The sequence below is a fragment of the Dehalobacter sp. genome (genome assembly GCF_030063005.1).
In the GTDB taxonomy this organism is placed as follows: domain Bacteria; phylum Bacillota; class Desulfitobacteriia; order Desulfitobacteriales; family Syntrophobotulaceae; genus Dehalobacter; species Dehalobacter restrictus.
In genome coordinates, this window is sequence record NZ_JAPDHR010000023.1 from 19668 (window position 1) to 41146 (window position 21479).

25 protein-coding genes are annotated in these 21479 nt (G+C 44.6%); 6 read left to right on the forward strand and 19 right to left on the reverse strand.

Annotation, left to right across the window (positions count from 1 at the left end):
- Nucleotides 1-21: 21 nt before the first annotated feature.
- Nucleotides 22-708, reverse strand: coding sequence for a DNA alkylation repair protein (locus OKX56_RS07810; RefSeq protein ID WP_026071878.1), 687 nt, complete (start codon nucleotides 706-708; stop codon nucleotides 22-24).
- A gap of 296 nt (nucleotides 709-1004) precedes the next feature.
- On the opposite strand from OKX56_RS07810, the gene OKX56_RS07815 reads away from it, so the two are divergent.
- The 5 genes from OKX56_RS07815 to OKX56_RS14930 all read left to right on the forward strand — a co-directional run bounded on the left by OKX56_RS07815 (nucleotide 1005) and on the right by OKX56_RS14930 (nucleotide 4870).
- Nucleotides 1005-1496 carry a MarR family winged helix-turn-helix transcriptional regulator gene (locus tag OKX56_RS07815; protein ID WP_019226201.1) on the forward strand — a complete coding sequence of 164 codons (492 nt, stop codon included), beginning with the start codon at nucleotides 1005-1007 and terminating at the stop codon, nucleotides 1494-1496.
- A 151-nt stretch (nucleotides 1497-1647) separates the two neighbouring features.
- Nucleotides 1648-2817, forward strand: a complete 1170-nt coding sequence (locus tag OKX56_RS07820; protein WP_019226202.1) for an ArsA family ATPase — start codon at nucleotides 1648-1650, stop codon at nucleotides 2815-2817.
- A gap of 13 nt (nucleotides 2818-2830) precedes the next feature.
- The gene (locus tag OKX56_RS07825; protein ID WP_019226203.1) at nucleotides 2831-3061 is read left to right on the forward strand and encodes a hypothetical protein; all 231 of its coding nucleotides are present in this window, start codon (nucleotides 2831-2833) and stop codon (nucleotides 3059-3061) included.
- A gap of 12 nt (nucleotides 3062-3073) precedes the next feature.
- On the forward strand, nucleotides 3074-4243 hold the full coding sequence (locus tag OKX56_RS07830; RefSeq protein WP_019226204.1) for an ArsA family ATPase: 1170 nt from the start codon (nucleotides 3074-3076) through the stop codon (nucleotides 4241-4243).
- 543 nt (nucleotides 4244-4786) lie between these two features.
- Nucleotides 4787-4870: a putative holin-like toxin gene (locus OKX56_RS14930; protein WP_353737766.1), complete on the forward strand. Its 84-nt coding sequence runs from the start codon at nucleotides 4787-4789 to the stop codon at nucleotides 4868-4870.
- A gap of 173 nt (nucleotides 4871-5043) precedes the next feature.
- On the opposite strand, the gene OKX56_RS07835 is transcribed toward OKX56_RS14930, so the two are convergent.
- The 8 genes from OKX56_RS07835 to OKX56_RS07870 form a co-directional block, all read right to left on the reverse strand.
- Nucleotides 5044-5874 carry a protein-tyrosine phosphatase family protein gene (locus OKX56_RS07835; RefSeq protein WP_019226207.1) on the reverse strand — a complete coding sequence of 277 codons (831 nt, stop codon included), beginning with the start codon at nucleotides 5872-5874 and terminating at the stop codon, nucleotides 5044-5046.
- 289 nt (nucleotides 5875-6163) lie between these two features.
- Entirely contained in the window at nucleotides 6164-6823 is a 660-nt protein-coding gene (locus OKX56_RS07840; RefSeq protein ID WP_019226208.1) for a cobalamin B12-binding domain-containing protein, read from the reverse strand.
- A gap of 9 nt (nucleotides 6824-6832) precedes the next feature.
- Entirely contained in the window at nucleotides 6833-8125 is a 1293-nt protein-coding gene (locus tag OKX56_RS07845; RefSeq protein WP_019226209.1) for a PocR ligand-binding domain-containing protein, read from the reverse strand.
- Nucleotides 8126-8336: 211 nt separating this feature from the next.
- Complete coding sequence (locus tag OKX56_RS07850; RefSeq protein WP_019226210.1) at nucleotides 8337-9302, reverse strand: uroporphyrinogen decarboxylase family protein; 966 nt, start codon at nucleotides 9300-9302, stop codon at nucleotides 8337-8339.
- Between the two features lie 93 nt (nucleotides 9303-9395).
- On the reverse strand, nucleotides 9396-10025 hold the full coding sequence (locus OKX56_RS07855; RefSeq protein ID WP_019226211.1) for a cobalamin B12-binding domain-containing protein: 630 nt from the start codon (nucleotides 10023-10025) through the stop codon (nucleotides 9396-9398).
- A gap of 50 nt (nucleotides 10026-10075) precedes the next feature.
- Entirely contained in the window at nucleotides 10076-10879 is an 804-nt protein-coding gene (locus OKX56_RS07860; RefSeq protein ID WP_019226212.1) for a methyltetrahydrofolate cobalamin methyltransferase, read from the reverse strand.
- A 69-nt stretch (nucleotides 10880-10948) separates the two neighbouring features.
- Nucleotides 10949-11419: a hypothetical protein gene (locus OKX56_RS07865; protein WP_019226213.1), complete on the reverse strand. Its 471-nt coding sequence runs from the start codon at nucleotides 11417-11419 to the stop codon at nucleotides 10949-10951.
- Nucleotides 11412-12011, reverse strand: a complete 600-nt coding sequence (locus OKX56_RS07870) for a GTP-binding protein (RefSeq protein WP_025205254.1) — start codon at nucleotides 12009-12011, stop codon at nucleotides 11412-11414. Before OKX56_RS07870 ends, OKX56_RS07865 begins: the two co-directional genes overlap by 8 nt.
- A 409-nt stretch (nucleotides 12012-12420) precedes the next feature.
- On the opposite strand from OKX56_RS07870, the gene OKX56_RS07875 reads away from it, so the two are divergent.
- A complete protein-coding gene (locus OKX56_RS07875) occupies nucleotides 12421-12666 on the forward strand; it encodes a hypothetical protein (RefSeq protein WP_019226215.1) in 246 nt (81 codons plus the stop codon).
- 235 nt (nucleotides 12667-12901) lie between these two features.
- Here OKX56_RS07875 and OKX56_RS07880 read toward each other — a convergent pair whose 3' ends face one another.
- The 10 genes from OKX56_RS07880 to OKX56_RS07925 form a co-directional block, all read right to left on the reverse strand.
- On the reverse strand, nucleotides 12902-13576 hold the full coding sequence (locus OKX56_RS07880; protein ID WP_019226217.1) for a hypothetical protein: 675 nt from the start codon (nucleotides 13574-13576) through the stop codon (nucleotides 12902-12904).
- Nucleotides 13573-14349, reverse strand: coding sequence for a hypothetical protein (locus tag OKX56_RS07885; protein ID WP_287896109.1), 777 nt, complete (start codon nucleotides 14347-14349; stop codon nucleotides 13573-13575). Before OKX56_RS07885 ends, OKX56_RS07880 begins: the two co-directional genes overlap by 4 nt.
- Complete coding sequence (locus tag OKX56_RS07890) at nucleotides 14327-15232, reverse strand: ABC transporter ATP-binding protein (RefSeq protein WP_287896110.1); 906 nt, start codon at nucleotides 15230-15232, stop codon at nucleotides 14327-14329. The genes OKX56_RS07885 and OKX56_RS07890 overlap by 23 nt, the downstream gene beginning before the upstream one ends.
- Complete coding sequence (locus OKX56_RS07895) at nucleotides 15216-15611, reverse strand: GntR family transcriptional regulator (RefSeq protein ID WP_019226220.1); 396 nt, start codon at nucleotides 15609-15611, stop codon at nucleotides 15216-15218. The genes OKX56_RS07890 and OKX56_RS07895 overlap by 17 nt, the downstream gene beginning before the upstream one ends.
- 165 nt (nucleotides 15612-15776) lie before the next feature.
- On the reverse strand, nucleotides 15777-17069 hold the full coding sequence (locus OKX56_RS07900) for an FAD-dependent oxidoreductase (protein WP_287896112.1): 1293 nt from the start codon (nucleotides 17067-17069) through the stop codon (nucleotides 15777-15779).
- Nucleotides 17066-17629: a hypothetical protein gene (locus OKX56_RS07905; protein ID WP_287896113.1), complete on the reverse strand. Its 564-nt coding sequence runs from the start codon at nucleotides 17627-17629 to the stop codon at nucleotides 17066-17068. The genes OKX56_RS07900 and OKX56_RS07905 overlap by 4 nt, the downstream gene beginning before the upstream one ends.
- 34 nt (nucleotides 17630-17663) lie before the next feature.
- Nucleotides 17664-18080: a hypothetical protein gene (locus tag OKX56_RS07910; protein WP_019226223.1), complete on the reverse strand. Its 417-nt coding sequence runs from the start codon at nucleotides 18078-18080 to the stop codon at nucleotides 17664-17666.
- Nucleotides 18081-18197: 117 nt separating this feature from the next.
- Complete coding sequence (locus OKX56_RS07915) at nucleotides 18198-19391, reverse strand: radical SAM/SPASM domain-containing protein (RefSeq protein ID WP_019226224.1); 1194 nt, start codon at nucleotides 19389-19391, stop codon at nucleotides 18198-18200.
- Between the two features lie 187 nt (nucleotides 19392-19578).
- Nucleotides 19579-20448 (reverse strand): ABC transporter permease, encoded by an 870-nt coding sequence (locus OKX56_RS07920; RefSeq protein WP_019226225.1) that lies wholly within the window; start codon nucleotides 20446-20448, stop codon nucleotides 19579-19581.
- A complete protein-coding gene (locus OKX56_RS07925; protein ID WP_019226226.1) occupies nucleotides 20432-21394 on the reverse strand; it encodes an ABC transporter ATP-binding protein in 963 nt (320 codons plus the stop codon). The genes OKX56_RS07920 and OKX56_RS07925 overlap by 17 nt, the downstream gene beginning before the upstream one ends.
- Between the last annotated feature and the right edge of the window lie 85 nt (nucleotides 21395-21479).

The window sequence follows — 21479 nt, forward strand, 5'->3', positions numbered from 1 at the left end:
GGCACATGGATACATAGAGACTTACGTTTTAAGCGTCCGCAGGTACGCCTTTGCTTCGTCGCCGATCCGGTAACTCTCAATCGCTTTCTGGATAGCTTTGTTGTGCGTCCACTTCTCCAAACGCTGTTCCTGTATGTACGGCAAGACCGCTTCGTACTGCTTGGCCAATGCCGTTGCGAAATACCAGGCGATCATCATGTTGACATAGTATTCGTCTGACCGGATAACCGCCACAAGCTCAAGCATCTCCGGCTGGAAATCGTCATCGAGATAGAAGCGCATCAGCATTCCGATCCCAAACCGCACCGTATAAGTCCGGCCGGATACCAGCCATACTTTGATTTTTTCGTAGAGTTCGGGCAGGTGCTTTTTGAATATCTTCGGTGAAATGAGGTCACAGGTTGCCCAGTTGTCTATGTACGGCAGAAACTCGTCAACGGCGGCAACAGCAGTATCATAATCCCTGATCGTTTCAATCAGGAAACCGTGCAGGTTATTTTCTTCATAATACGCATGCGGCAGGATTTTGAGGAACTCCGAAGCCTCCGGCGTTTTGGAAAACTCCCTGGCGAGCTTCCGCAGATCCGGCGTGCGGACGCCGATCACGTTTTCCGGGTTCACCGTCGGCATAAGTTTGCACGCAAACTCTTTGTATTTCAGATCCTGCAGCTCGAATAGCCGGCGCAGTATCTCTTCTTTGCTGCTCATATCGTTATCCCTTTCATCAACAGAATGTTATTCTGGGATTTATTAACCGAGTAAGTGCATCATTTGTTTCCATAGGATTCTCCTAATCAACAATATCCTTCACTAAAAAGAAATAGACCGCCCAAAAGCGGCTGTTACGAGGAATCAGGTATCAGCATGGTTCCTCTTTGCTTATAGTATATACCATACCTAAGTTAAATCACATACTAATTGTAAGATTTTTGAACGACAATTTTCCTCTTGACGTCCATTTAGTTCCGGAGTAGAATTAAATTACTTCGAAGGAGGAACTAAGTTTGGATGCTGAAAAACTCTTAATGGAAGATACCCTATTTCAGTTCATCGACCGGATCAGACCGCTGATCTCCAATGAGTTATGGGCGAATATTCTGCTGAACGTCACCAAAAATGAATTACTCGTCCTCCTGCTTTTATATCGCCAAGAGGATGTCACCATGTCGCAGGTCGCCCAGTATCTGCGTGTTCCACTAAACACGGCAACCGGCATTATCTCCCGCATGGAGAAGCAAACATTGCTCAGCCGCGAGCGGAATGAAGATGACAAGCGTGTCGTAACCATTCGTCTCAGTGCGTCCGGCAGGAATCAGATCCGACAGATTCTTACGACCTTCAGGCAATACGGACAAAAGGTTCTTTCCGAGCTGACCTCCGAGGAAACAGCCCTGATCTTCACGATCATCGAGAAAGTCATCTCTGTTATGCAAAAGGAGCAGTTCCAAGCGATGAACAGTCCCGCGCAGACGATACGAAAAATCATCATCGAGTGAGTCTTCAAGTGAACATCAACTGAATGATCAATGAGTGATTGATTACGATTAACGATTGTGACTCAGGCTGCCGGACGGGCAGTCTGCTTTAGAACGAATACTTCCATCATGGAACTATTCGTCTGTCGAATCTAAGAAAGGAGTTTTTGAGATGGGTACGATTTTGATCTTTACAGGCAAAGGCGGCGTCGGTAAAACAAGTGTCGCTGCAGCCCATGCCATGCTTTCCGTGGGTGATGGCCGGAAAACGCTTCTTGTCAGCACCGACATGGCCCATAATCTGGGCGACTTATTTGAATTGACACTCGGCAGTGAGATCACGGCCCTGGATAACGGCCTTCATTTGCTGGAGATCAATCCGCATGACGTTATGGAAAACGACTTCAAGGATATGAAACAAGCCTTCCTCCGCCTGGTTGCTTCCAGCGGCATGGCCAGTGAACAATTGGAACAGATTGCTGTTTTTCCGGGTATGGATGAACTGTTTTCCTTGCTTAAAATCTTATCGCTTCATCAAAGCGGCCATTATGACCGCATCATCGTCGACTGCGCGCCCACAGGCGAAACACTGGCGCTGCTTAAGTTTCCCGAACTGCTGTCCTGGTACATGGAGAAAATGTTCCCGATCGGCAAGGCAGCGCTAAGGATCCTTTCCCCGATATCCAAAACAGTCTTCAAAGTACAGCTGCCTGACCGGCAGGCCATGACGGATATCGAGAGACTCTACGTAACACTCCTTGAATTTCAGACCCTTCTGAAAGATCCCGCAACAACGGCCATCCGCCTAGTCACCATACCTGAAAAGATGGTTGTGGAAGAAACGAAGCGCAACTTCATGTATTTGAATCTTTACGGCTTCAATGTGGACTGTCTTTTCATCAACCGGATCTTACCGCAGGATCTGAATAATCCGTTTTTTGATGAATGGATCGCCATCCAGACGCGATACACCGAGGAACTTGAAAGTTTATTTACCGGCAGGACTATCCGCCGCATCCCCTGGTTTGACAGCGATTTAAACGGTGTCGGCGGCATCGGACGCCTGGCGGAAATCCTTGCTGAGAGCAGTCCTCTGTTTGAGCTGCAGCCGCCATCAGCGGGTGAGCATTATGAAAAGACAGAAACAGGCTATGCCTTAGTCCTGGATCTGCCATTTGTGGAAAAAGGCGACATCCGTTTCAACGAGTCCGCAACCGATCTGATTTTGAAAATCGGGAACTTCAAACGCAGCATTCCAAAACCCGCAACCCTTCGCCACTACCTGGTCAACTCCGCCAAGTTAACCGATGGCAAGCTCACTGTACGGTTCGAACCAAAATAAAGGAGGTCATATCATGAATACCGCCATTAATCCGGAATTCATCCAAAAAATGCTCGAAGCGAAACGGCTGCAAAAGGAAGCCTTGGAAACCTTGATGCCTGAGAACGTCAGACACCATCTGTCCGTCATTGAAAAAGAAGTTAAAGATTTGCTGCTGGAATACCTGATGGACGGCTCCGAAACCTCAAAAAACACAGACCAACCTGAAACTCACAGCAACGTTCACTCGGTAACCATCAATTAGGAGGAAAACAGCATGCGTATCATTTTATATACCGGAAAAGGCGGTGTCGGCAAGACCTGTGTCGCCGCTGCAACCGCCATTAGGCTGGCCAATGAAGGCCACCGCGTACTCCTAATGAGCACCGATCAAGCCCACAGCTTGTCTGATTCACTCGCCATGAAGCTTGGCAGTGAACCAACCGCAGTCATCCCCAACCTGGATGCCCTGGAAATCGACGTCGTCAAGGAAAGCGAAAAAGCTTGGGGAAGCTTAAAATCCTATATCAAGCAAATGATCCTGTCACGGGCCGAGGGCGGGATTGAAGCGGAAGAACTCCTCATTTTTCCCGGCCTTGAAGAGCTGTTCTCCTTATTTACGGTGTTGGATTATTACGAAAAGAAAAAGTATGACGTGATCATCGTCGATTGTGCCCCAACGGGTGAAACGCTGAACCTGCTGAAATACCCGGAAATGCTCGGGGAAATCGTCAGCAAAATTCTTCCCATGAAGCGTCAGGCCGTCAAGATTGCCGGACCGGTCGTCGAAAAAGTCCTTAAGGTGCCGATGCCCAAAGATAATGTCTTTGAAGACCTGACGAAGCTGATGGCTAAGCTCGAACGTCTTCAGGCCCTGATGCTCAACAAAGAAGTCCTCACCGTGCGCCTCGTGACGACGCCTGAAAAAATCGTCATCAAGGAAACAAAACGCAGCTTCACTTGGCTGAGCCTGTTTGATTACCAGGTAGACGGCATCATCGTCAATAAAGTATTTCCGCAGGAAGCGCTATCCGGCTATTTCAACCGCTGGGTCGAACTTCAAAATGAAGGCTTGAACGAAATCAGGGAAAGCTTTGCTGATCTTCCCGTCTTTTACCTGAATCTGCTGAAACACGAACTCAAATCGGTTCCCGTACTGGCCCAGATCGGGGATCTCTACGGTAAAATGAATCCGGAGGCCGTTTTATGCCGGACACGGCTAATGGAGACCTTCCGGGATAACGATCAGGATGTCCTGATTTTCCACCTGCCCTTTGCCGACAAATCGGAAATGGCGCTTTCTCAGGCCGGCGGCGAGATTCAAATCACCATAAAAAATGAAAAGCGGTGCATGATGCTGCCACCGCATTTATTAAATAAACAGATTACTTCCGCCAAGCTTGATGAGGGGAAATTGCAGATCCGGTTTAATCATCATCATGCTTGATCACTTCCCACCACTGGATATGTCAACAAGCATATCGATGTATTAAAACACCCGAGGGAATTCTCCCTCGGGTTTCTTTAAAAAATCTAGCAGCAGCAACCACGCCTCCGTCTTACAGGTGGATGACATGGCGGATGATGATAAGCAGGCGGCCTATGGCTTGGCGGCCAATGACGCGTTCCTGCTAATATGGGCGATACTATCCCCACCGTATTATTAATCGGCGCGACTACAGGTTTTCGTATAATATATTTGGCCAGAAAAGGGAGAAACGCTAGACCGGAAAGATACATATAATCATCTCCTACATTCTGTTTTCGTCTCCCAATACTATCTTATGTAGACATCCTATTGGTTGTCCCAAAATAGAAGGTTATCGAAAAAAACTACATTCTCTCCTGCATCGCTTTGATTAAAAAATCATTCACTTGTTTTTTATACGCTCTAAATATATGGAATATTTTGTAAATATATGTTATGATAGCCCTGCAACAGATGGCGTGCAGGGCGGTCGGCATTCCCTCCGGAAAGGAGGTGATGCCCATGGAAGTATTTCAAGCTTTGATGTTGATGGTTTCATTTGCGACTTTGGTCGTTTTGATACTATCATTTCATAAAAGGAAATAGACCGCCAACCTGCAAATGATAACGGTCTATTCCGTTTACTAATGCCGACCGCCCTCAAAGCGGCTGTTGTGAGGAATCATGTATAGAGCATGGTTCCTCTTTTCTTATAGTATATAACAAATCCGATATAAAATACATATTAATTGTAAAATTTTTGAAGTCTAGAACGTTGCTCAAAGATCATCGCTATCAAGACCGCCCATATTCTCAATTTCCGGATTCATTTGCTCCCCCTGGCTTTTCTCCCGGTAGATTTCCAGCACGGTTTTATTGGCCACCGCTCCCAGGTAAGCGATCAAAACAATGGCGATGATGATTCCTGTCCTTCCCAGACCCGCAAGGACATGAATGAAAATTCCCAGAAAAGAGAAGATCAGGCCGAAGTAGATGGCCATGATCAGGGTCAGCTTCAAATTTTGCAGAAGAAAACCAATTCCTCGTTGAAAATTTTCTTTGATCGACCCTTCATCGACGACAATCGCATACTGGACGTAAACAAACACGACGTTAATCAACCCCAGAAAAACCAGTTCGGGGTTAATCAGCATCAGGATCAGCGGCCAAAGGCCCAGGACTTGTAAGACTAAAAACCGCAACCAGAACTGATTGCCAAGCACAAAGAAGTCCTTCCAGCCCATGGGCCTGCGTCCGGACTCGGCCAATACACCCAAATAGCCGCTGTGAAGGAAACTAAGGATCAGCGTCGCACTGAGAAGCAGCAAGATATTAAACAGGGTCAACTGGTTTACGATTCCGGACACGCTGCCATTGTTAGCCTGAAAGAGAGGCGACGGAAAGTCCTCAAGGATAGACCGCACACTCGGCGGCGCCGATACAAGCCCGATCTTCAGGTTTAGCAGCTTATGAGCAGGCAGGTATTCTGTCCGGAAAATTTTCTCATAGAGCAGATAGTTCGCCAGATCCAGGATGATGGGGATCAATACTATCCCAATGACGCGGTGGACCGGTTTGAATTGATCGTAGAACTTATCGCGCATCGACATGGCTTTTCCTCTGACTCTTCCATTTATTTGTATTATAATAAAATTATACCACAGATACGGAGGCTATTATGAAAAAGTGATTGTCAGAAAGGATACCGGCAGTGCTGAGCAGACGCCTCCCATCCTTTAAAAGGAAATAAACCGCCCCTGTCAAGGTGATATGCTCCCTTCATAGAAACAGTTTTATTATTTTAACTGTCTACTACGAAGGGAGCATATCAGTCAAGGGAGTAGCGGTTTATTTCCTTACTCTCAATGCCGACCGCCCTTAAAGCGGCTATTAAAATTGCTATACAAGGAATCTTCCGATTCGGTTGTTGACTAAATCATCGACCGCTTCGCTCGCTTCAAATAAATTAGCTGCATAGGCATCCGCTTTTATACTAGCTGCATATTTAACCGTTACCGGTGCACCACCGACGATGACTTTAACCTGTGAACGCAGCCCCTGTTCGGTTAATGCGTTAATGATATAGCCTAATTCCGGCAGCGTTGTAGTCAAAAGCGAAGACAACGCCAGAACGTCCGGTTTATACCTTCGGACAGCCTCGATAAATGATTTCACCGTGACATCAATGCCCAAGTCAATAACCGTGTACCCGCTGCCCTGAAGCACCATAACGATTAAGGACTTTCCGATATCATGTAAATCTCCTGCAACTGTGCCAATTGCCACAATCCCCTTTTTCGAACCACTGTGTCGTGATATTATCGGTTCCATTACATACATCGACGCATGTGCCGCTCTGGAGGACATCAGCACATCTGTCACATAAATTTCCCCATTAAACATTCTTAATCCAAGATCTTTAAACGCCGGGTTGATGGCAGTGTCAATAATCTTATCTGTTCGAAGCCCGTTATTGAGAGCTTCTTTTGTCTTATCCATCGCCATCTGGGTCTGGCCTTTTTCAATGGCTTCCTGAAGTTCAACAAGTACTTTTTCCATTTTTCATCCCTATCTTTTATGGTATTTTCGGAATTGAGTTGGCGTAATCCCTTCAGATGTTTTGAACACCTTGGTAAAATAACCAGAGTCCGAAAAACCGACATTTTCAGCAATAGTCTGAATTTGATAGTGGGGATTCAAAAGAAGTTTTTTCGCTTTTTGGATGCGTACCTTTAACACATAATCATTAATTGACATGCCCATATGGTCTTTAAACATTCTACTGGCGTAACCAGGGCTCAGGCAAACCGAATCTGAGATAGCTTTCAATGAAAGATTTTTCATATATTCATTTTCAATATATTCGATCATCATTTTTATATTTGCGTTTAAGGGTTTATTTTGTGTTTCCTTGATGCGTTCTAAGTACGCGTCCACAGCTATTGAAGCAAGAACACAGAGGTTTTCAACAGAATTTGTTTCATAAATCTTACCGATATAGTTGTTATTGATATCCAGAAACTGTGACATTTCCAAGCCCATCTGGTTTGTAACCCGTAACAGAATTACCAACAATTCGGTCATTTTGGCACGTACCACAGATAAATTGTTGTGTGATTCATACCTCAGCCCAAATATGACAGTCTGAAGATAGGCTTTTGCTGATTTTTCGTTTTTGTACAACTCTATCATTATTTCGTTTTCGTCAACCAGCGAACCGCCTGAACTGCTGCCGAGCTGTTTTTCCAGGATTTTTCTGTTTTCAATTTCAGCATAATACATTGACTGCTGGCTGGCGAATTCCTTAATCTGTTCATAATTCTCCCACCCAGCTTTCGTGATATAATTGGCAACCACATAGAGCAGATAAGCTGCCGCCTGAACCTGATGACCAGATATAATTGGAAGTTCGCGCACCGCTTCAAATAGATCCTGAAAGTCTGTGGTAAGCGACTTGTTCATTTCTCTGAGTTCAATCCAAAAGAACTCTTCCGGCTTCCACATCAGCACTTGACCACAGATAATCGTTCCCACATGCTCTCCGTTCAGTATGATCGGTGCCGCCCATTCAATCAGACCTGACGGACAGCGGAAAATGTATGGTTCACCAAACATGGCTGCCTGTTTCCCTGCCCTTTTATAGGCACTCTGGCACCTATTGTTTCCATCTTTCAGTCCATATATAATACGGCAGAATCTACAGCATTTTTTAATACCGCTTCTTGGGAAAATAGATATGCCCTCAACATCAACAATATCGGCCATCAAACTGGTGGTCGTTGTAAATGAGTCCAATATTTCTTTCAAGGTTCCGATATCCACAAAGTCAATGATTCTGTTTTGACTTGTTTGATCTTTCATTCTGACCGCCTATAAAAACAAATATCTTACCTTCAGGTATTATTATATCATCAATTTTCAGAATTAAATATGAAGGATAAACAATTATAGAACTCCTAGTGGACAATGTCTTATATATTCTAAAAACCTCCTGCATAATGTTTTTTCCATCATCCAGGAGGTTACCGTTTTTACCATGTTTTGTTTTGTTCAAATATATATCAGTCAACGCCTATAGTTTATTTACCTTATGCCATGCTTCAATCATTGGCCCCAGGCGATCATCACCTACCATTACAGAATTGCCTTTTTCATTCATAAGTACCGGTACTAGAATGTAATTACCTTTCGGCCCATATTGCTTAGCACATCTTAAAGCTTCGGCAATGACGTCCTCAGTAGAAGCACCAAGATAGCTCACCGGTCCGGATGAATCCCAACCCCCTTCTACAATAAGGCGGCCTTTATATTTATCCATAATTCCTTCGAGATCATTGCTGATCTGTGCAGCATTCCATATTTTTACACCCATTTCCACATAATCTTCAATAATTTCTTCACATCGTCCGCAGGTATGTTGTGCAAAGATGACACCTCGGGATGTCACCGCTTCGATGATTCGCTTATGTGAAGGTTTGATTAATGATCGATACACAGCTGGCGACATAAACAGCCCATTGGCTGTGGCCAGATCATCAAAATAGGTGATGATACCCGGCTGATATACTTCAATAAAGCGGTTGTGACATGCAATCTTGTAATCAGCCATGGCTTCAAAAAATTCCTGACATGACTCCGGATCTTCAATTAACGAACAGAGGGCATTTTCAAATCCCATGAAAGCTGCCAGTCTTTCAAACAAACCAGTAGTACTAAAAACATTGACAATCTGCTCGTCACGATTGCAGCCAGCCAATTCAAATTGAGCGACCCCTTCAATGCCTAATGTGTCTATATTGGGGAAATGAACATATTTTTTCCAATCAGCAATATCATCAAACAAAAATTTATTCGGTTCTGGAATCACACCTTCTTTGGTTGCTATCCAATTGACGCCAAAGGGATCAAGTCCTCCGTTCCAAGGTTGATCAATTTGATTTGCTCCTAATAAACACACTTTATATAACTCCATGTACAATGGAATAAACTCAGGCTTTCCTCCATCCAACATTACTTGAAAATTTTCTCTCTGATTCATTTGAACCCATCCTTTCATTAATAAGTTTAGAGTTTATAAAATCCTTATAATCTCTAAATCTTTGTGGATACAAGGTTATCCTGATCATTTATCTTAGGAAACTAACTCCTTCGCCTTTACAGCAGCACCGCCTGCATCAGGAGCATAAGCATCGGAACCGATTGAAGCCGCGAATTCTGGTGTAACAGGTGCTCCACCGACAATGATCTTGAAACCAGTCATTCCGCTAGCTTTGATTGCTTCAACAGTAGCTTTCAATGCGGGCATGGTGGTTGTTAGAAGTCCTGACAAGGCCACTAAGGTAACGTTTTTAGTTTCTTTGATAGCCTCAATAAATTTAGCGATCGGTACGTCTACACCAAGGTCGACTACTTCAAATCCAGCGCTTTCAATCATCATAGCTACCAGATTTTTGCCGATGTCATGAAGATCCCCTTCAACCGTACCAATAATGCAGGTACCTAAGGAAGTGGAGCTTCCTCCAGCTAGAAGCGGTTTTAGCACCTCGACACCCTTCGCCATCCCTTTAGCAGCCATCAACATTTCAGGAATAAATACTTCTCCTGAAGAAAATTTGTCTCCCACAACTCCCATGGATTCTATCATCGCCTTGAGTATACTTTGAGCATCATTTCCCGCGTCTAACGCTTCTTGTACTAACCCTGGAACAAGTTTCGCTTTTCCTGCCTCAACCTTTGCTTTTAATTCTTCCATCTTAGGCATTTCTACGTCCTCCTCTTTAGTTGATTTAATTTCGAGAGAGTTATTTAAAATTATTTTTTTTGACCAAATAATTCTTCTCGATATGCACCAATGTATTCCATGCAGTAGTCGTCTTTCCCTAAGAGTGCTTCTGTTGCATAGATCATCCCCATTAAATCTTGGTTAGTTGGAGCGATAATCCCACTATCCATTCCCGCGTTCATCGCCAGTACGATAAATGCCTGATTCACCAGTCTTCTAGCCGGAAGATTAAAGGAAATATTGCTTAAACCCCCGGTTACATGGATAGCTGGATACTGAGCTTTAATGTCTTTAATAACGTCAACCACCATATTAATACCATCTTCAGACGTACAGAGCATTTCTACCAACGGATCGATGTGCAAGCGTGATGGAGCAATATTGTGTGCTTTGGCTTTTTCCATGATCTTCCTAAACACTTCCATCCTTTTTTCGGCTGTCTTAGGAATTCCGGTGTCATCGCACAAGAGGGCCACGCATTCCCATTTCGTATCCGCGATGACAGGAAACACGAGTTCGATCTTGTTCCCTTCGCCGGAGACTGAATTGATAATCCCTGGCTTTTTGCAGAACTTCATGGCTTCAACGCAGATATGGGCATGGGGACTGTCTATCGCTATCGGCGTATCGGTAACTTCCTGAACCAAGTCGATAAGCCATTTCATTGTTTCGAGTTCAAGGCTATCTTCCACTGATGCACATACATCAATGAAGTTTGCTCCTGCATCAGCCTGAGTTTTAGCTAGATTGTCAATAAAGCCTGCATCCTTTTCAGCGATTGCTCTTGCTACAGAAGGAATTGCACCATTAATTTTTTCACCAATAATAATCATGCTTAAGAATCTCCTATCTACTTGTTATAATACTTCTTATAATACTTCTTATACTATTGAACGCCTTCTTCACCTGTGTAGTTCAAATTTCCAGTCGCTTCTCCTTTCTGTGTCACCTCCGATCCGTCTAGGGCTTTCTTGATCATCTTCAAGTCTGTCAAATATTGCGATCAGTTGTTCTTCCAGTCCTAATTGTGAAACATTAAATACGATCAATACTAAACTGACTTGTACATCTTCATTTATCGAACCTGCTGATTCATGGGTGTGGCAGTATACTTCATCCCCTGTTGAAGAAATCATAACCGAATGATTGTTGGCAGAAAGAAATCCTTTGACATGTCCGATAATACCGCCTCGGTCCAAGACCCAGGAATTCAGCGCCTTGATTTCATTTTCTATGATGTTTTTTATCTTATTACAATCCTCATGCTGAATCGTATTTTCACCTGAGACTGCAAATGCGCCTTCCTGTATTGTCGTTTTAATTCGATATTTTCCCCGTTTTGACAATTCTGTATCGCTGCTGAATTCAACCACTTCTTATCACCTGCAATATCGTCTCATCAATTTCACTCATCCCACTGATGCGGTATAATGCGGCTTTGTCATTTAGGTTTCGAACGTCATTTTCGATTTTATTCAGTGTTTCTTCATCTACAAGATCTGTTTTATTGATAAGAATGATCTGTGCATTACTCAGTTGTCCTTCAATCAGTCTCTCTAAAGGAATGCGGATCCGTTGCCAGCGGCTAGCATCAACTATTGTCACGATTCGGGCTGTCATCCTAAGATTATTGTAAATTGAATCTGAGATGCTGCTTGGATATGCAACGCCTGTTGCCTCAATGATCAGCCATTCGGGGTCATTTTTACGCGCGATGTCTTGAATGCCTGTGATGAGATCGTTGTTTAAACTACAACAGATGCAACCTGAGAAAATATCTCTTACTTCATAACCATTTCTTCGTAATACTTTATCGTCAATCCCAACCTGACCAATTTCATTTTCTATAATTGCAACAGTTGTTTCTTTTATTCTTTCAGAACTGTTAACAATAGAATGCGCCAACTGCAAGAGGACACTGGTTTTCCCTGAACCCAAAAACCCGCCTAGAATAATTATTTTGATTGCAAGTCCCCCCCAGTCTCACAGATTATTTAAGAATTTAACCTATTACTTCGTTATATGTGCTCATTATATATAAACGAAATAATAGCGTATATGGACGAAATGGTATAATTTTATAACAATCCAACCTTGTCAACACGGCTGTGATGCCGGTTTTTTAATTTTGGTAAAATCACGCTATTATATACGCTCAGAATGGTAAATTTCAGTTATTCTGTTAAAGACTACGTGACAAGCCTGCCTGAAAGACACGAAATGAGTGAAACCTTAATTAGGCTATTGCCTCGATAAGCGAAGACAATAGCCATTACGATCTGATTGCAGAAAATGAATATTTATGGAAATAACTATTCTTGTCCAAACAACTGGAAAGTGATATGATATTGCTAAAGGTCAGGAGGGCGAGCCTATGGATAAATCGGATATAATCCTGGATAAATTAAATTCAATGGAAAAATCTTTGCGAGCAGAAAATAAAACGCTTAGTGACAAAATAGATAGACTTGAGAACAAAGTTGAAAAACTCGAGAACAAAGTTGATAAAGTCAGCGAAAAGCAAGATATGTCCTGGCAGGCAATACAAGAGATACGGGATGATTTGACGGAAAACAGTGCCCAAATTAAAATCATTGATAACAAGGTGAAGGCTTTATAGCCTTTATTTTTATGTTTTTCACCTCAAGAAGTTTACAGCGCATTGATTATACCCTTTTATTGGGCGCAAAAGTCACCGTCACTTCTTCTGTTGGGATGTGTTTGGTTTCGGGAAAATCCTGAAAAGGTTTGACCGTTAACCGAAACGGAATATGACTGACATCATCGGGAAGAGGCGGGGTGACCACAAAATAATGCATGATACTTTTAGCCACACGACAGATAGCAAGCGGCAGTTACTTTCCCTCTTCGTCCACGATTATCACCCCATAATCGAGTCCTTCGACCTGCACATTTTTGGGGATCTCCAGATACAGAGCAAAATTCATTTCATGAGGGTTATCATACTTCTTTTCAGCTACGCCTAAGAATTGCCGGATAGGCAGTTCATAGCGGAAACTGTAGTATTTAAAATCCGCAAGCTCTTGCAAACGAACCTTCAAAATCCCACTTTGTAGCGTGACATAAGGGGGTTTAACCTTGTCCGAAACATCCAATCCGTTAAATGTAGAAATACTTGTATAAAATTTAACTGCAATTATCCCGTCATCCGTATTTTTTCGTTGAGCAAACACAAAGATTCCCCCATCAGAATCAACCACCAATTTCTCACCGCTATAATCAAAAGTCTGCAGATCCAGTCTATGAATTCCTTCTGTCTGGTCGAATTTGCCTTGTCCGCCTAATTCATAGAAATTTGATCCACTAATGATTTGTGGCTGAGTTACACTGCCTTGAAGGAGTTGATCCGCAGGCAGTAAATATAGGGCAAAAAGGCCGGCGATCAAAATGAACCCGTACACGCCGGCTACCCACTTAAATAAGTGTACAGATACTTTATGGCCGCTGTACCTGGCAATCGCAACAATAATCGCTGCCAAAACAACAATAAGAATCAACAGAACTGTCATTTTCTCACCTCCATACGGTTGGTCATCAGGGCTGTGACGGCGAACAGCAAACCTGTTGTCAGAAGTGATTTAAGCATAAAAAGCCACAGGGTACTTTCACTCGTGTAGAAATTCCAGAGCTGCCTGATAAAGCTAACATGCTCGTCACCGGCAACAGTAATGCCAACGGTGTTGAAATAAAACAAACTCCCGATGATAACGGCCGGAATAATGATGGCAAAAATCCGATAAAATTGAATGATCGCTCCAAAAAGATATCCGATGGCGCTCAGCAACCATAGGTAGGTGGCCGTGACGATGATTCCCAGCATCAGATAACGCGGGGGCAGGCTAAAAGCTTCACCTTCGCTTAGAAACTGAGTGCCATGGATAGCATAGAACAGGACGCGCAACAGGACACTTCCCAAAACAGTGGAAATACCGCTGACGATGCTGGTCGTCAGCAGAAATAACGTATTCGCCAGATTGCTGGTCAAACGGTTAGACACATGGTAAAAATCAATATTGCGACGATTGGCCGTGGCTAAGGTACCGGCAATGATGAGGCACCAGATCATGGTAAAAATGATGATCATATCCCCTGTCAATGTACTATAAGTAAAACTCAACCACTGGTTTCCAGTGCCGGAAGTCATAACGCCATTAAATGACAGGCAAAGCGCCAGCATTTGCACGATGATCATACTGATAATAAAGCTTGTATTCGTTTTCCATTTATATATGAACTGTTTTTTAACCAAACTTAAGAATCTAGTTTCCACTAAGGACATCATCGATCCCTCCCTTTTTCCGATCGGTTAAGTAAATGCACAGATCATCGGTCGATACCGCTGTAATTTCGATACCCAGCCTTATGGCTTTAAGCCGGTCGTCTTCGGATAAATCGTTCTTAACGACGGCATAGACGCTATCATTGCCGAATGTTTCCCGGTGATAAAGCATCCTACCCTGACCAAAATCCGCGACGATTTCTGCCTTGCCCTGAAGTCCGACCGCCATTTCCTTTAAATCGTCTACAGGCTGCTGTAATACCATTTTCCCGTTTTTGATCAGCACAATATTTTCTAAGATGTCTTCCGTTTCACTCAGTAAGTGACTGGAGAGGATCATCGTGCGCGGAAATTGCAGGTAGTCTTTAAGGAGGGCCCGGTAAAAATCCTTACGGACAGCCGAGTCCATCCCGGTCGTCGGTTCATCCAGGATGGTCAGTGCCGCCCGGCTTGACAAGCCGATGATCATATTGAACGTACTCCGCATTCCTTTGGAAAGTTTGTGATAATATTGTTTGGGGTTGGTGAAAAAATACGCTAGCAAGCGGCTTGCTAATCCCATGTCCCAATTCGGATAAAAATAGCTTTCGGCCTTTAAAATATCTTCCAAAGATAAATTCACTGGCCAGCTCATTTGATCATCGATAAAGATCAGGTTGGATGATACTTTGAGGCTGTTAAACGGATTTTCACCAAATACGCGTATTTCACCGGATGTTGGACGATAATATGCAGCAACCAGCTTTAAGAGTGTTGTTTTTCCAGCCCCATTGCGTCCAATGAGTCCAATTATCGTATTTTCCTCAACGTGCATGGACAGTTGATTAACCGCCTTTACATGGCCATAAGCTTTGGTCAGCTCTATACATTCAATCACAGACGTCACTCAGCCCACTCCCCTTCTCCGTCAATTCTTTAATCAGCGTTATTAGTTCTTCCGTATTTATCCCCAGTCGATGGGCTTCTCCGATAACCTCGATCACCATATTCTTAAGCGTATCGTTTTTGCGCCGGTTGAGGATTAGCTTGGCGGCATCGGCCGAAACAAACATACCCAACCCTCTTTTTTTGTACAGGATATTTGCCTCCGCCAAAATCGTCAGCCCTTTTGCCGCGGTAGCAGGGTTGATATTATACATTTCAGCAAGCTGATACTGCGAATATATCTTTTCATTGACACCGATGGCCCCATTTAATATTTCGGTTTCCAGCCATTCCGCAATTTGCAGATAAATCGGTTTCATTCCTTCAATTTTCAATTTCATGCCTGCCTCATCCTAAATAAAACTATAGTACATTACTACTATAATGCACTATAGTTTATTTTCCTTTATCTGTCAAGTAAGTACGTCCTCAATCTTCCTGGGGATAAAATCGGCTCCGCGAAGGAGATGGAAATTGAATGGAATGGATATCAAAAACAGCCTGTTTTACAGGCCATTTTTGTCAATGATGATTTTACTGACCCTCTTCGCCATCGCCATGATCGTTAAAATCGGCGGATTCCCCAAAGACTCAGGGAAAAGCGTTGCATCAGCTACATACAGGTTCTCGGGCAGCCTGGGGTTGTGAAAGGTCACGGCTTCGTCTGCGGTAAGCGGCAGCATACCGCCGGGGTGTCCGGCATTGATCGTTCCCAGGAAAATAGTATCTTTTTTTATCCCATACGTGGAAAGGATCTCCATGCAGAGTCCGACTTCCTCCCGCAATCTTTCCTGATCTATATCGCTCAGCGTTTTCCTGATGTTTTTGTTATCAACCGTTCCGGCGCTTGAATCCGCCAGCTTGATCATCAGGGATACAATATCCTGGGCAGGATACCGCCAGCTAGGATGAAAGAAAAAGCTCAGATAATCAAAGTAAGGGGATAAAATAGCATGCTCCCTCTGTACGGCAAAGGGCATCGAAAGCTCTTTGTTCTGAAGACTTCCTTTTTGCCGGGCAGCCACGCAGAGAACCGGATCAACGAATAATTTGCTTTCGCATTCGATCCCCGAGTTTTGAAGAATGACGGGGGTTGAAAATCCGCCTGCCGCCAGGATTACAATATCCGCCGGGTAAAATACGGAGTTGAAGCCTTTTTGGGCCTGGACCCCTTTTACGAGACCCTTTTCCGTTACAAGCTTTACTACCTGACAGCCTGTGATGAGCTCCGCACCCAAATCCTGTGCAGCGTTCAGAAATTGACGGCTGTCCCATTTGACATGATACCGGCAGCCCAGGACACACCTCCCGCAGCCGGTACAGCGCTGATAATTACCCAGCTTAGGCAAAGGCACAGGATTCAGGTGCATTTCCGTGCATATTTCAAACAGCCTTTTGGTGGAATTCCGCCATTTAGGCCGATGGTCATCGGTGACAGGGATTTCCCTGTAAAGCTCCTCAAATTCATCATCCAGATCAATGCCAAGATCCTTAAGCCCCTTGTCCATACGCAGCGCATTTCCTGCCGAAAGCGTGGTCGTCCCGCCTAAGCCCCTGCCGCTGACCATTACCATACTATCCGGGGTTTTCCTGACGCTCATCGACGGAAACAGCAGTTGTATTTTCCTCTCATCGAAGAACAGTCCGGTTTTTCTTAACTTTTCCAGAATAGATAAATTGATAGAAAACGGCTTGAATTCCCGGCCTGCCTCCAGGACTGTCACCTGAAACTTCCCCTGCAGTTTCTTGGCCGAGGCAGCCCCTCCCGCACCGCTGCCGACGACGATTACCCTTTTCATGTTGAACCGTCCTTACTTTTTACCTGAAGTTCCCTTTGAAAATATCCTTTACAGCATTCATTGCCTTCCGTAATCCTGTGCTGGAAACACAGCCTGCCGCCGCCTGAAAGCCCCGCAGCCAGCCCTTCATCCAGCGCGGAAATCAGTTTGCAGACTTCCCCGGAATAATAACTGCTGAAATAGCACTGCCGGATGATGATTTCCCCCTGCCGGTCACATTGAAAATCAATGCCGATCAACTGATAGATCACCTTCAGGGCCGTAACAGCCTCTTCCCAGGTTCCGATATGCAGGGTTTTTCTCAAGTTCCGTCCGAATCGATAAGCATTTTGGTACAGCCGCTGTTTGACTTGTTCAAGGGGGCGTCCGCTCTGCAAATGATTTTCCGCTTGTTCTTTGGTAAATAAGGCGTATTGCGGGAGAAGCGCAGCCGAAGAAAGCCCCTTTAGCTCCGGCAGCTCACTTTGGAAAGCATCCGCCGTCAAGCGGAACAATTCCTTCAGTTTTTTCCTCTTGATCCATTCAGGCAGGCAGCGCTGGATGATTTTCAGAAGCATCATTGACTCCCTGTTTTTTCAGTCTTCGCCAAAAGCGCTAAGCATTACCGCTAAGTCCGGTTTTCCTTATTTTTAGGTAAAAATACAGTGCCGCTAAACCAATCAACCCATCAACAACGAAGTTGGCAAAAAAAATCAGGTAGGGCTGGTAAATGAAAAATAAAAGCAGAGAAAGGATGGAAGATGCCAGTTTGGCATGGGTCAATAAAAACGGATAGATGTGCTGCGCCGGATTTCGATACATCAGGATGGCAAGCAAAGTAACAAGATACATATAAGCAACTGCCAGTGTCAGATAAAACCCGGCGCCTTCAAACGAAGCTTCGGGTAATCCAAAATAACCGGAAATACGGTTAAAGAATACCAGGGCCGCATCAGGAAAGAACAGAAAAATCAGGCCTACAACGGCAAATATCCCTGCTGCAAACAAGCTGAACAGTTTATACAAGCTCATAACCTATACCCCCATAATCCTATCCCCATTACTTCTTTCCTACCTGTTCATCCCAATGATTTCATCCCTATTGCTTCACTCCAATCATTTCACTTCCACGGCTTTATTCCGATAGCCTTACCCCTTATAATACAGCCGGGAAAATTCGGACAACGGACTGAACCGGACTTCCTTCATCATCTCCAATGTATCTTCTTTGCTAAGGGGTGACTGCCCTTTATAATGTTTTTTCAGTAACGCATAATTTTTGTTCATAAAGCAGCAGCTTTCCGACGGAAAATGCGCTTTCATCTCCAAAAAAACGGCTTGCGCCGATTTATCCCGGACATTGCCGAAGGTTATCGGTGTAAACACACACGGGCTTACCTCGCCAAAGGCATCAATATAGACCATTTTATGGCCTGCATTGCAGCCAAAATGCTCTCCACCTTCAAAATGCCCAAGATAATTCACCGTGATTTTTCTCTCTTGATTGTATTTATCCTGCAAGTGCACAAGGCTTAAACGCTCTTCTTCGGTAAGGACTGCGGCCTCATTCCAAAAAGCTTCCACCGTTGGCTTGGTTTCACTCAACCAGGCTTCATCGATTCCAAGGCTGATCAGGAACGCCAGAAATTTCTCAACCTGATTTTCCCGAAGCATCCTCCTGGAGATGACCGTCGATACACTGACATGAACGCCTGTGCCTTTAAATATCTCGATCGCTTGAAGCGCTGCCTGGAAAGCCCCACGGCATCCTCTGATCCCGTCATGTTCTTCCTCCTGCCAATGATCCAGGCTGATCGAGACATAGCAAAGGCCCGCCCGCTTTAACTCCGCCGCCAGCTCTTTTGTAATACCCATGCCTGTGGTAAACAGCTTAATGGCGCAATCATCTCTGGCGCTTTGGACGATCTCTACGAGATCTTTGTTCATAAGCGGCTCCCCGCCGGTAAAACCCAGCCAGAAAACACCCATTTTCTTAAGATCCTGAATGAGCTGTTTGATTTCTGCCGTATTGAGAAGTTCCCCGCTTCGATTCTTATTGTAACAATAGGCACAATGCTGAGGACAGGCATCGGTCAGGCTGATTTGAGCGTGGGAAGGCCCCTCCGTCCTTGCCAGAAGGTGCTCGTTGATAAAGCGGGTAAAGGCTTTACTGTTTACCGGGGGCAAATGGGAATGAAGGACCAGCTGCCCGCCGACATTCAGTAAACGGAACTTCCCCATGTATTTCATCAGGAACCAATTGATTGAAGGTTTGACCCTGATGATTTGTTTGTTTGCCCATAGCGATCTGGCTAAGGCAATCTTATTCTTGAATTCGGACATGGCCGGCGCCCCTTACATTCCATATATTTCTACTTGATAGTTTATCATAATTATACCTACATCACCATACATTGACCTGCTTGTAATTTATAATGGCGATGAGGCGGCCAGTGAGAAGACGGTAAATCCACGCCGTGATAGATGTGGATTTTTTATTTAATATGGGCCGCAAATGGTGTAGGCTGCCTTATATGTCCCTGCGGGCAAATGTCCGAACTCCCAGCAGAAGAATCAGGAGTACGTAGACGGCACAGTAAACGAGCATCAGGGCACTCGGTGAACCGCTGCCATAGAAGAGGGATGCGGGATCGAAAGGCGTTGCACTGCTGCCGGCGAGGAGTGTGTTCATATAGCGGAACAGGTTATCGGCGGGAAACAGCAAGCTGGAGACAATCCCAATATTAATCAAGGCGATATTATGAAGAATATTTCCCAGTTGTTCAACAAAACCGCCAATAAAGCTCATGCCATAGAGGACGATGAGAATAATCCCGCTGTTGATGGTACTTACAATGGAGCTGAAAAACAACGCCGGTGAAATCACGATAAATGGAACACAAGCGAAAACCAAGCTGGCTTTGAAGATGTTGATGGTAGAAAGATCCGCTTGCAGCGGGCCTCCAAACAGATGATTCACCAAGATGATGGAGAGAAAGAAAAATAACGTATAAACCATTAAAAGGATTCCGTACCCCAGGAATCTTCCAAGAAGAAAATCCAGACGCCGGATGGGCCTCGTCAGGATCGGATCGATTTGATGACTCTCAATATTGCCGGCAATACTGCCGACGGTTGCCAGAATGGTCAGCAGGCCAATAATAAAGTTGGCAAAATAGAGGCCCATGCTTAAGAGCTGCGAACCAACGATTTTAAATTGTACACTCATTGCTGCTTTCTGGGCAGGATCTATTTCGTATAGTGTTTTTAAAGATGATGCGCCTGCATAATGGGTCGCGATTCCATACAGCAGCAAATAGGCCAACGTCATGATCAGAGCAATCAGGAAGATGCGTTTATAGAGGATTTCTTTGAAAGAAAGTTTAGCGATGGTCCACATTTTCCGGCTCCTTTCGGTTCATCCAATAGAGGAATATTTCTTCCAGATGAGGTTCCAGAGGCGTGAGCTCGTAGACCCCTATCCCGTGATCACTCAGTATTCTGACCAAAGACGGAAGTTCTTCGGTGTTTTCAATCTCAATTTGCCATTCAGCTTTCAAGGCTGTGCCAGCTTCAGGTTCGAAATTTTGGCGTAGCTCTGAGCCAATGACATAAGGAAGGTCGCTTAGGACTTCCTGGTCAAGACCGGAAGCGATCAGCTTATAACGGTTTTGGAAACGGCAAAGTTTGCGCCAATCTCCTTGGGTGATCAGTTTGCCCTGGTCGATGATCGCGACCTGGTCACAGACCGTTTCGATTTCCTGCAGCAAATGGCTGTTTAAAAAGACCGTCCTGCCTTCTTGCTTTAATTGCGCCAGCAGGCTGCGGACCTCCATCCGGCCCAACGGATCTAAGGCGGAAGTCGGTTCGTCCAGAAAGATTAATTCCGGGTCACCCAGCAAGGCACAGGCCAAACCGATTCTTTGCTGCATGCCTTTGCTGTATTTGGCGATCTTTTCTTTTTCTCTGCCGCTGAGGCACACCTTTTCCAGTAAAGCCGTAAAGTGCTGTGGCCGTAAAGAAGATTTAAGACCGAGCAGATCGGCATGCGTATGTAAAAGCTGGAGTCCGGTTAACCAGTCCGGATAACGGAAAAGTTCCGGCAGATAGCCTATTTTCCGGCGTGCTTCAAGATCGCCGAGCGGCTTTCCTAAAAGTTCGGCCTTGCCGCCTGTCGGCCTCAGTAAACCTAAAAGCGTGCGGACAAATGTGCTTTTGCCCGCTCCGTTTGGCCCGATAAATCCATACACCACGCCTTTAGGGACCTGGAGGGTAATATTTTGGCATCCCCCTTTGCCGTTGTATTGCTTGCTTAAAGCCTCGGTTTGGATTGCCAAATCCGTCATTAAAGGTCTCCTTTCCAAAACAACAAGTGGGTAACCATAAACAGCATGATATATAATCTGGGTTAGTCTGTGTGTCACAATACTG

What these genes read in the sequence shown, in the direction of transcription:
- OKX56_RS07850 (WP_019226210.1), bottom strand. Translation starts at nt 9,302, where the DNA reads ATGAATCAGAGAGAAAATTTTCAAGTAATGTTGGATGGAGGAAAGCCT.
- OKX56_RS07885 (WP_287896109.1), bottom strand. Translation starts at nt 14,349, where the DNA reads ATGATGTCCTTAGTGGAAACTAGATTCTTAAGTTTGGTTAAAAAACAG.
- OKX56_RS07920 (WP_019226225.1), bottom strand. Translation starts at nt 20,448, where the DNA reads ATGTGGACCATCGCTAAACTTTCTTTCAAAGAAATCCTCTATAAACGC.
- OKX56_RS07810 (WP_026071878.1), bottom strand. Translation starts at nt 708, where the DNA reads ATGAGCAGCAAAGAAGAGATACTGCGCCGGCTATTCGAGCTGCAGGAT.
- OKX56_RS07910 (WP_019226223.1), bottom strand. Translation starts at nt 18,080, where the DNA reads ATGAGCTTGTATAAACTGTTCAGCTTGTTTGCAGCAGGGATATTTGCC.
- OKX56_RS07825 (WP_019226203.1), top strand. Translation starts at nt 2,831, where the DNA reads ATGAATACCGCCATTAATCCGGAATTCATCCAAAAAATGCTCGAAGCG.
- OKX56_RS07915 (WP_019226224.1), bottom strand. Translation starts at nt 19,391, where the DNA reads ATGTCCGAATTCAAGAATAAGATTGCCTTAGCCAGATCGCTATGGGCA.
- OKX56_RS07855 (WP_019226211.1), bottom strand. Translation starts at nt 10,025, where the DNA reads ATGCCTAAGATGGAAGAATTAAAAGCAAAGGTTGAGGCAGGAAAAGCG.
- OKX56_RS07895 (WP_019226220.1), bottom strand. Translation starts at nt 15,611, where the DNA reads ATGAAATTGAAAATTGAAGGAATGAAACCGATTTATCTGCAAATTGCG.
- OKX56_RS07860 (WP_019226212.1), bottom strand. Translation starts at nt 10,879, where the DNA reads ATGATTATTATTGGTGAAAAAATTAATGGTGCAATTCCTTCTGTAGCA.
- OKX56_RS07835 (WP_019226207.1), bottom strand. Translation starts at nt 5,874, where the DNA reads ATGTCGATGCGCGATAAGTTCTACGATCAATTCAAACCGGTCCACCGC.
- OKX56_RS07880 (WP_019226217.1), bottom strand. Translation starts at nt 13,576, where the DNA reads ATGACAGTTCTGTTGATTCTTATTGTTGTTTTGGCAGCGATTATTGTT.
- OKX56_RS07875 (WP_019226215.1), top strand. Translation starts at nt 12,421, where the DNA reads ATGGATAAATCGGATATAATCCTGGATAAATTAAATTCAATGGAAAAA.
- OKX56_RS07905 (WP_287896113.1), bottom strand. Translation starts at nt 17,629, where the DNA reads ATGATGCTTCTGAAAATCATCCAGCGCTGCCTGCCTGAATGGATCAAG.
- OKX56_RS07900 (WP_287896112.1), bottom strand. Translation starts at nt 17,069, where the DNA reads ATGAAAAGGGTAATCGTCGTCGGCAGCGGTGCGGGAGGGGCTGCCTCG.
- OKX56_RS07845 (WP_019226209.1), bottom strand. Translation starts at nt 8,125, where the DNA reads ATGAAAGATCAAACAAGTCAAAACAGAATCATTGACTTTGTGGATATC.
- OKX56_RS07925 (WP_019226226.1), bottom strand. Translation starts at nt 21,394, where the DNA reads ATGACGGATTTGGCAATCCAAACCGAGGCTTTAAGCAAGCAATACAAC.
- OKX56_RS14930 (WP_353737766.1), top strand. Translation starts at nt 4,787, where the DNA reads ATGGAAGTATTTCAAGCTTTGATGTTGATGGTTTCATTTGCGACTTTG.
- OKX56_RS07840 (WP_019226208.1), bottom strand. Translation starts at nt 6,823, where the DNA reads ATGGAAAAAGTACTTGTTGAACTTCAGGAAGCCATTGAAAAAGGCCAG.
- OKX56_RS07820 (WP_019226202.1), top strand. Translation starts at nt 1,648, where the DNA reads ATGGGTACGATTTTGATCTTTACAGGCAAAGGCGGCGTCGGTAAAACA.
- OKX56_RS07830 (WP_019226204.1), top strand. Translation starts at nt 3,074, where the DNA reads ATGCGTATCATTTTATATACCGGAAAAGGCGGTGTCGGCAAGACCTGT.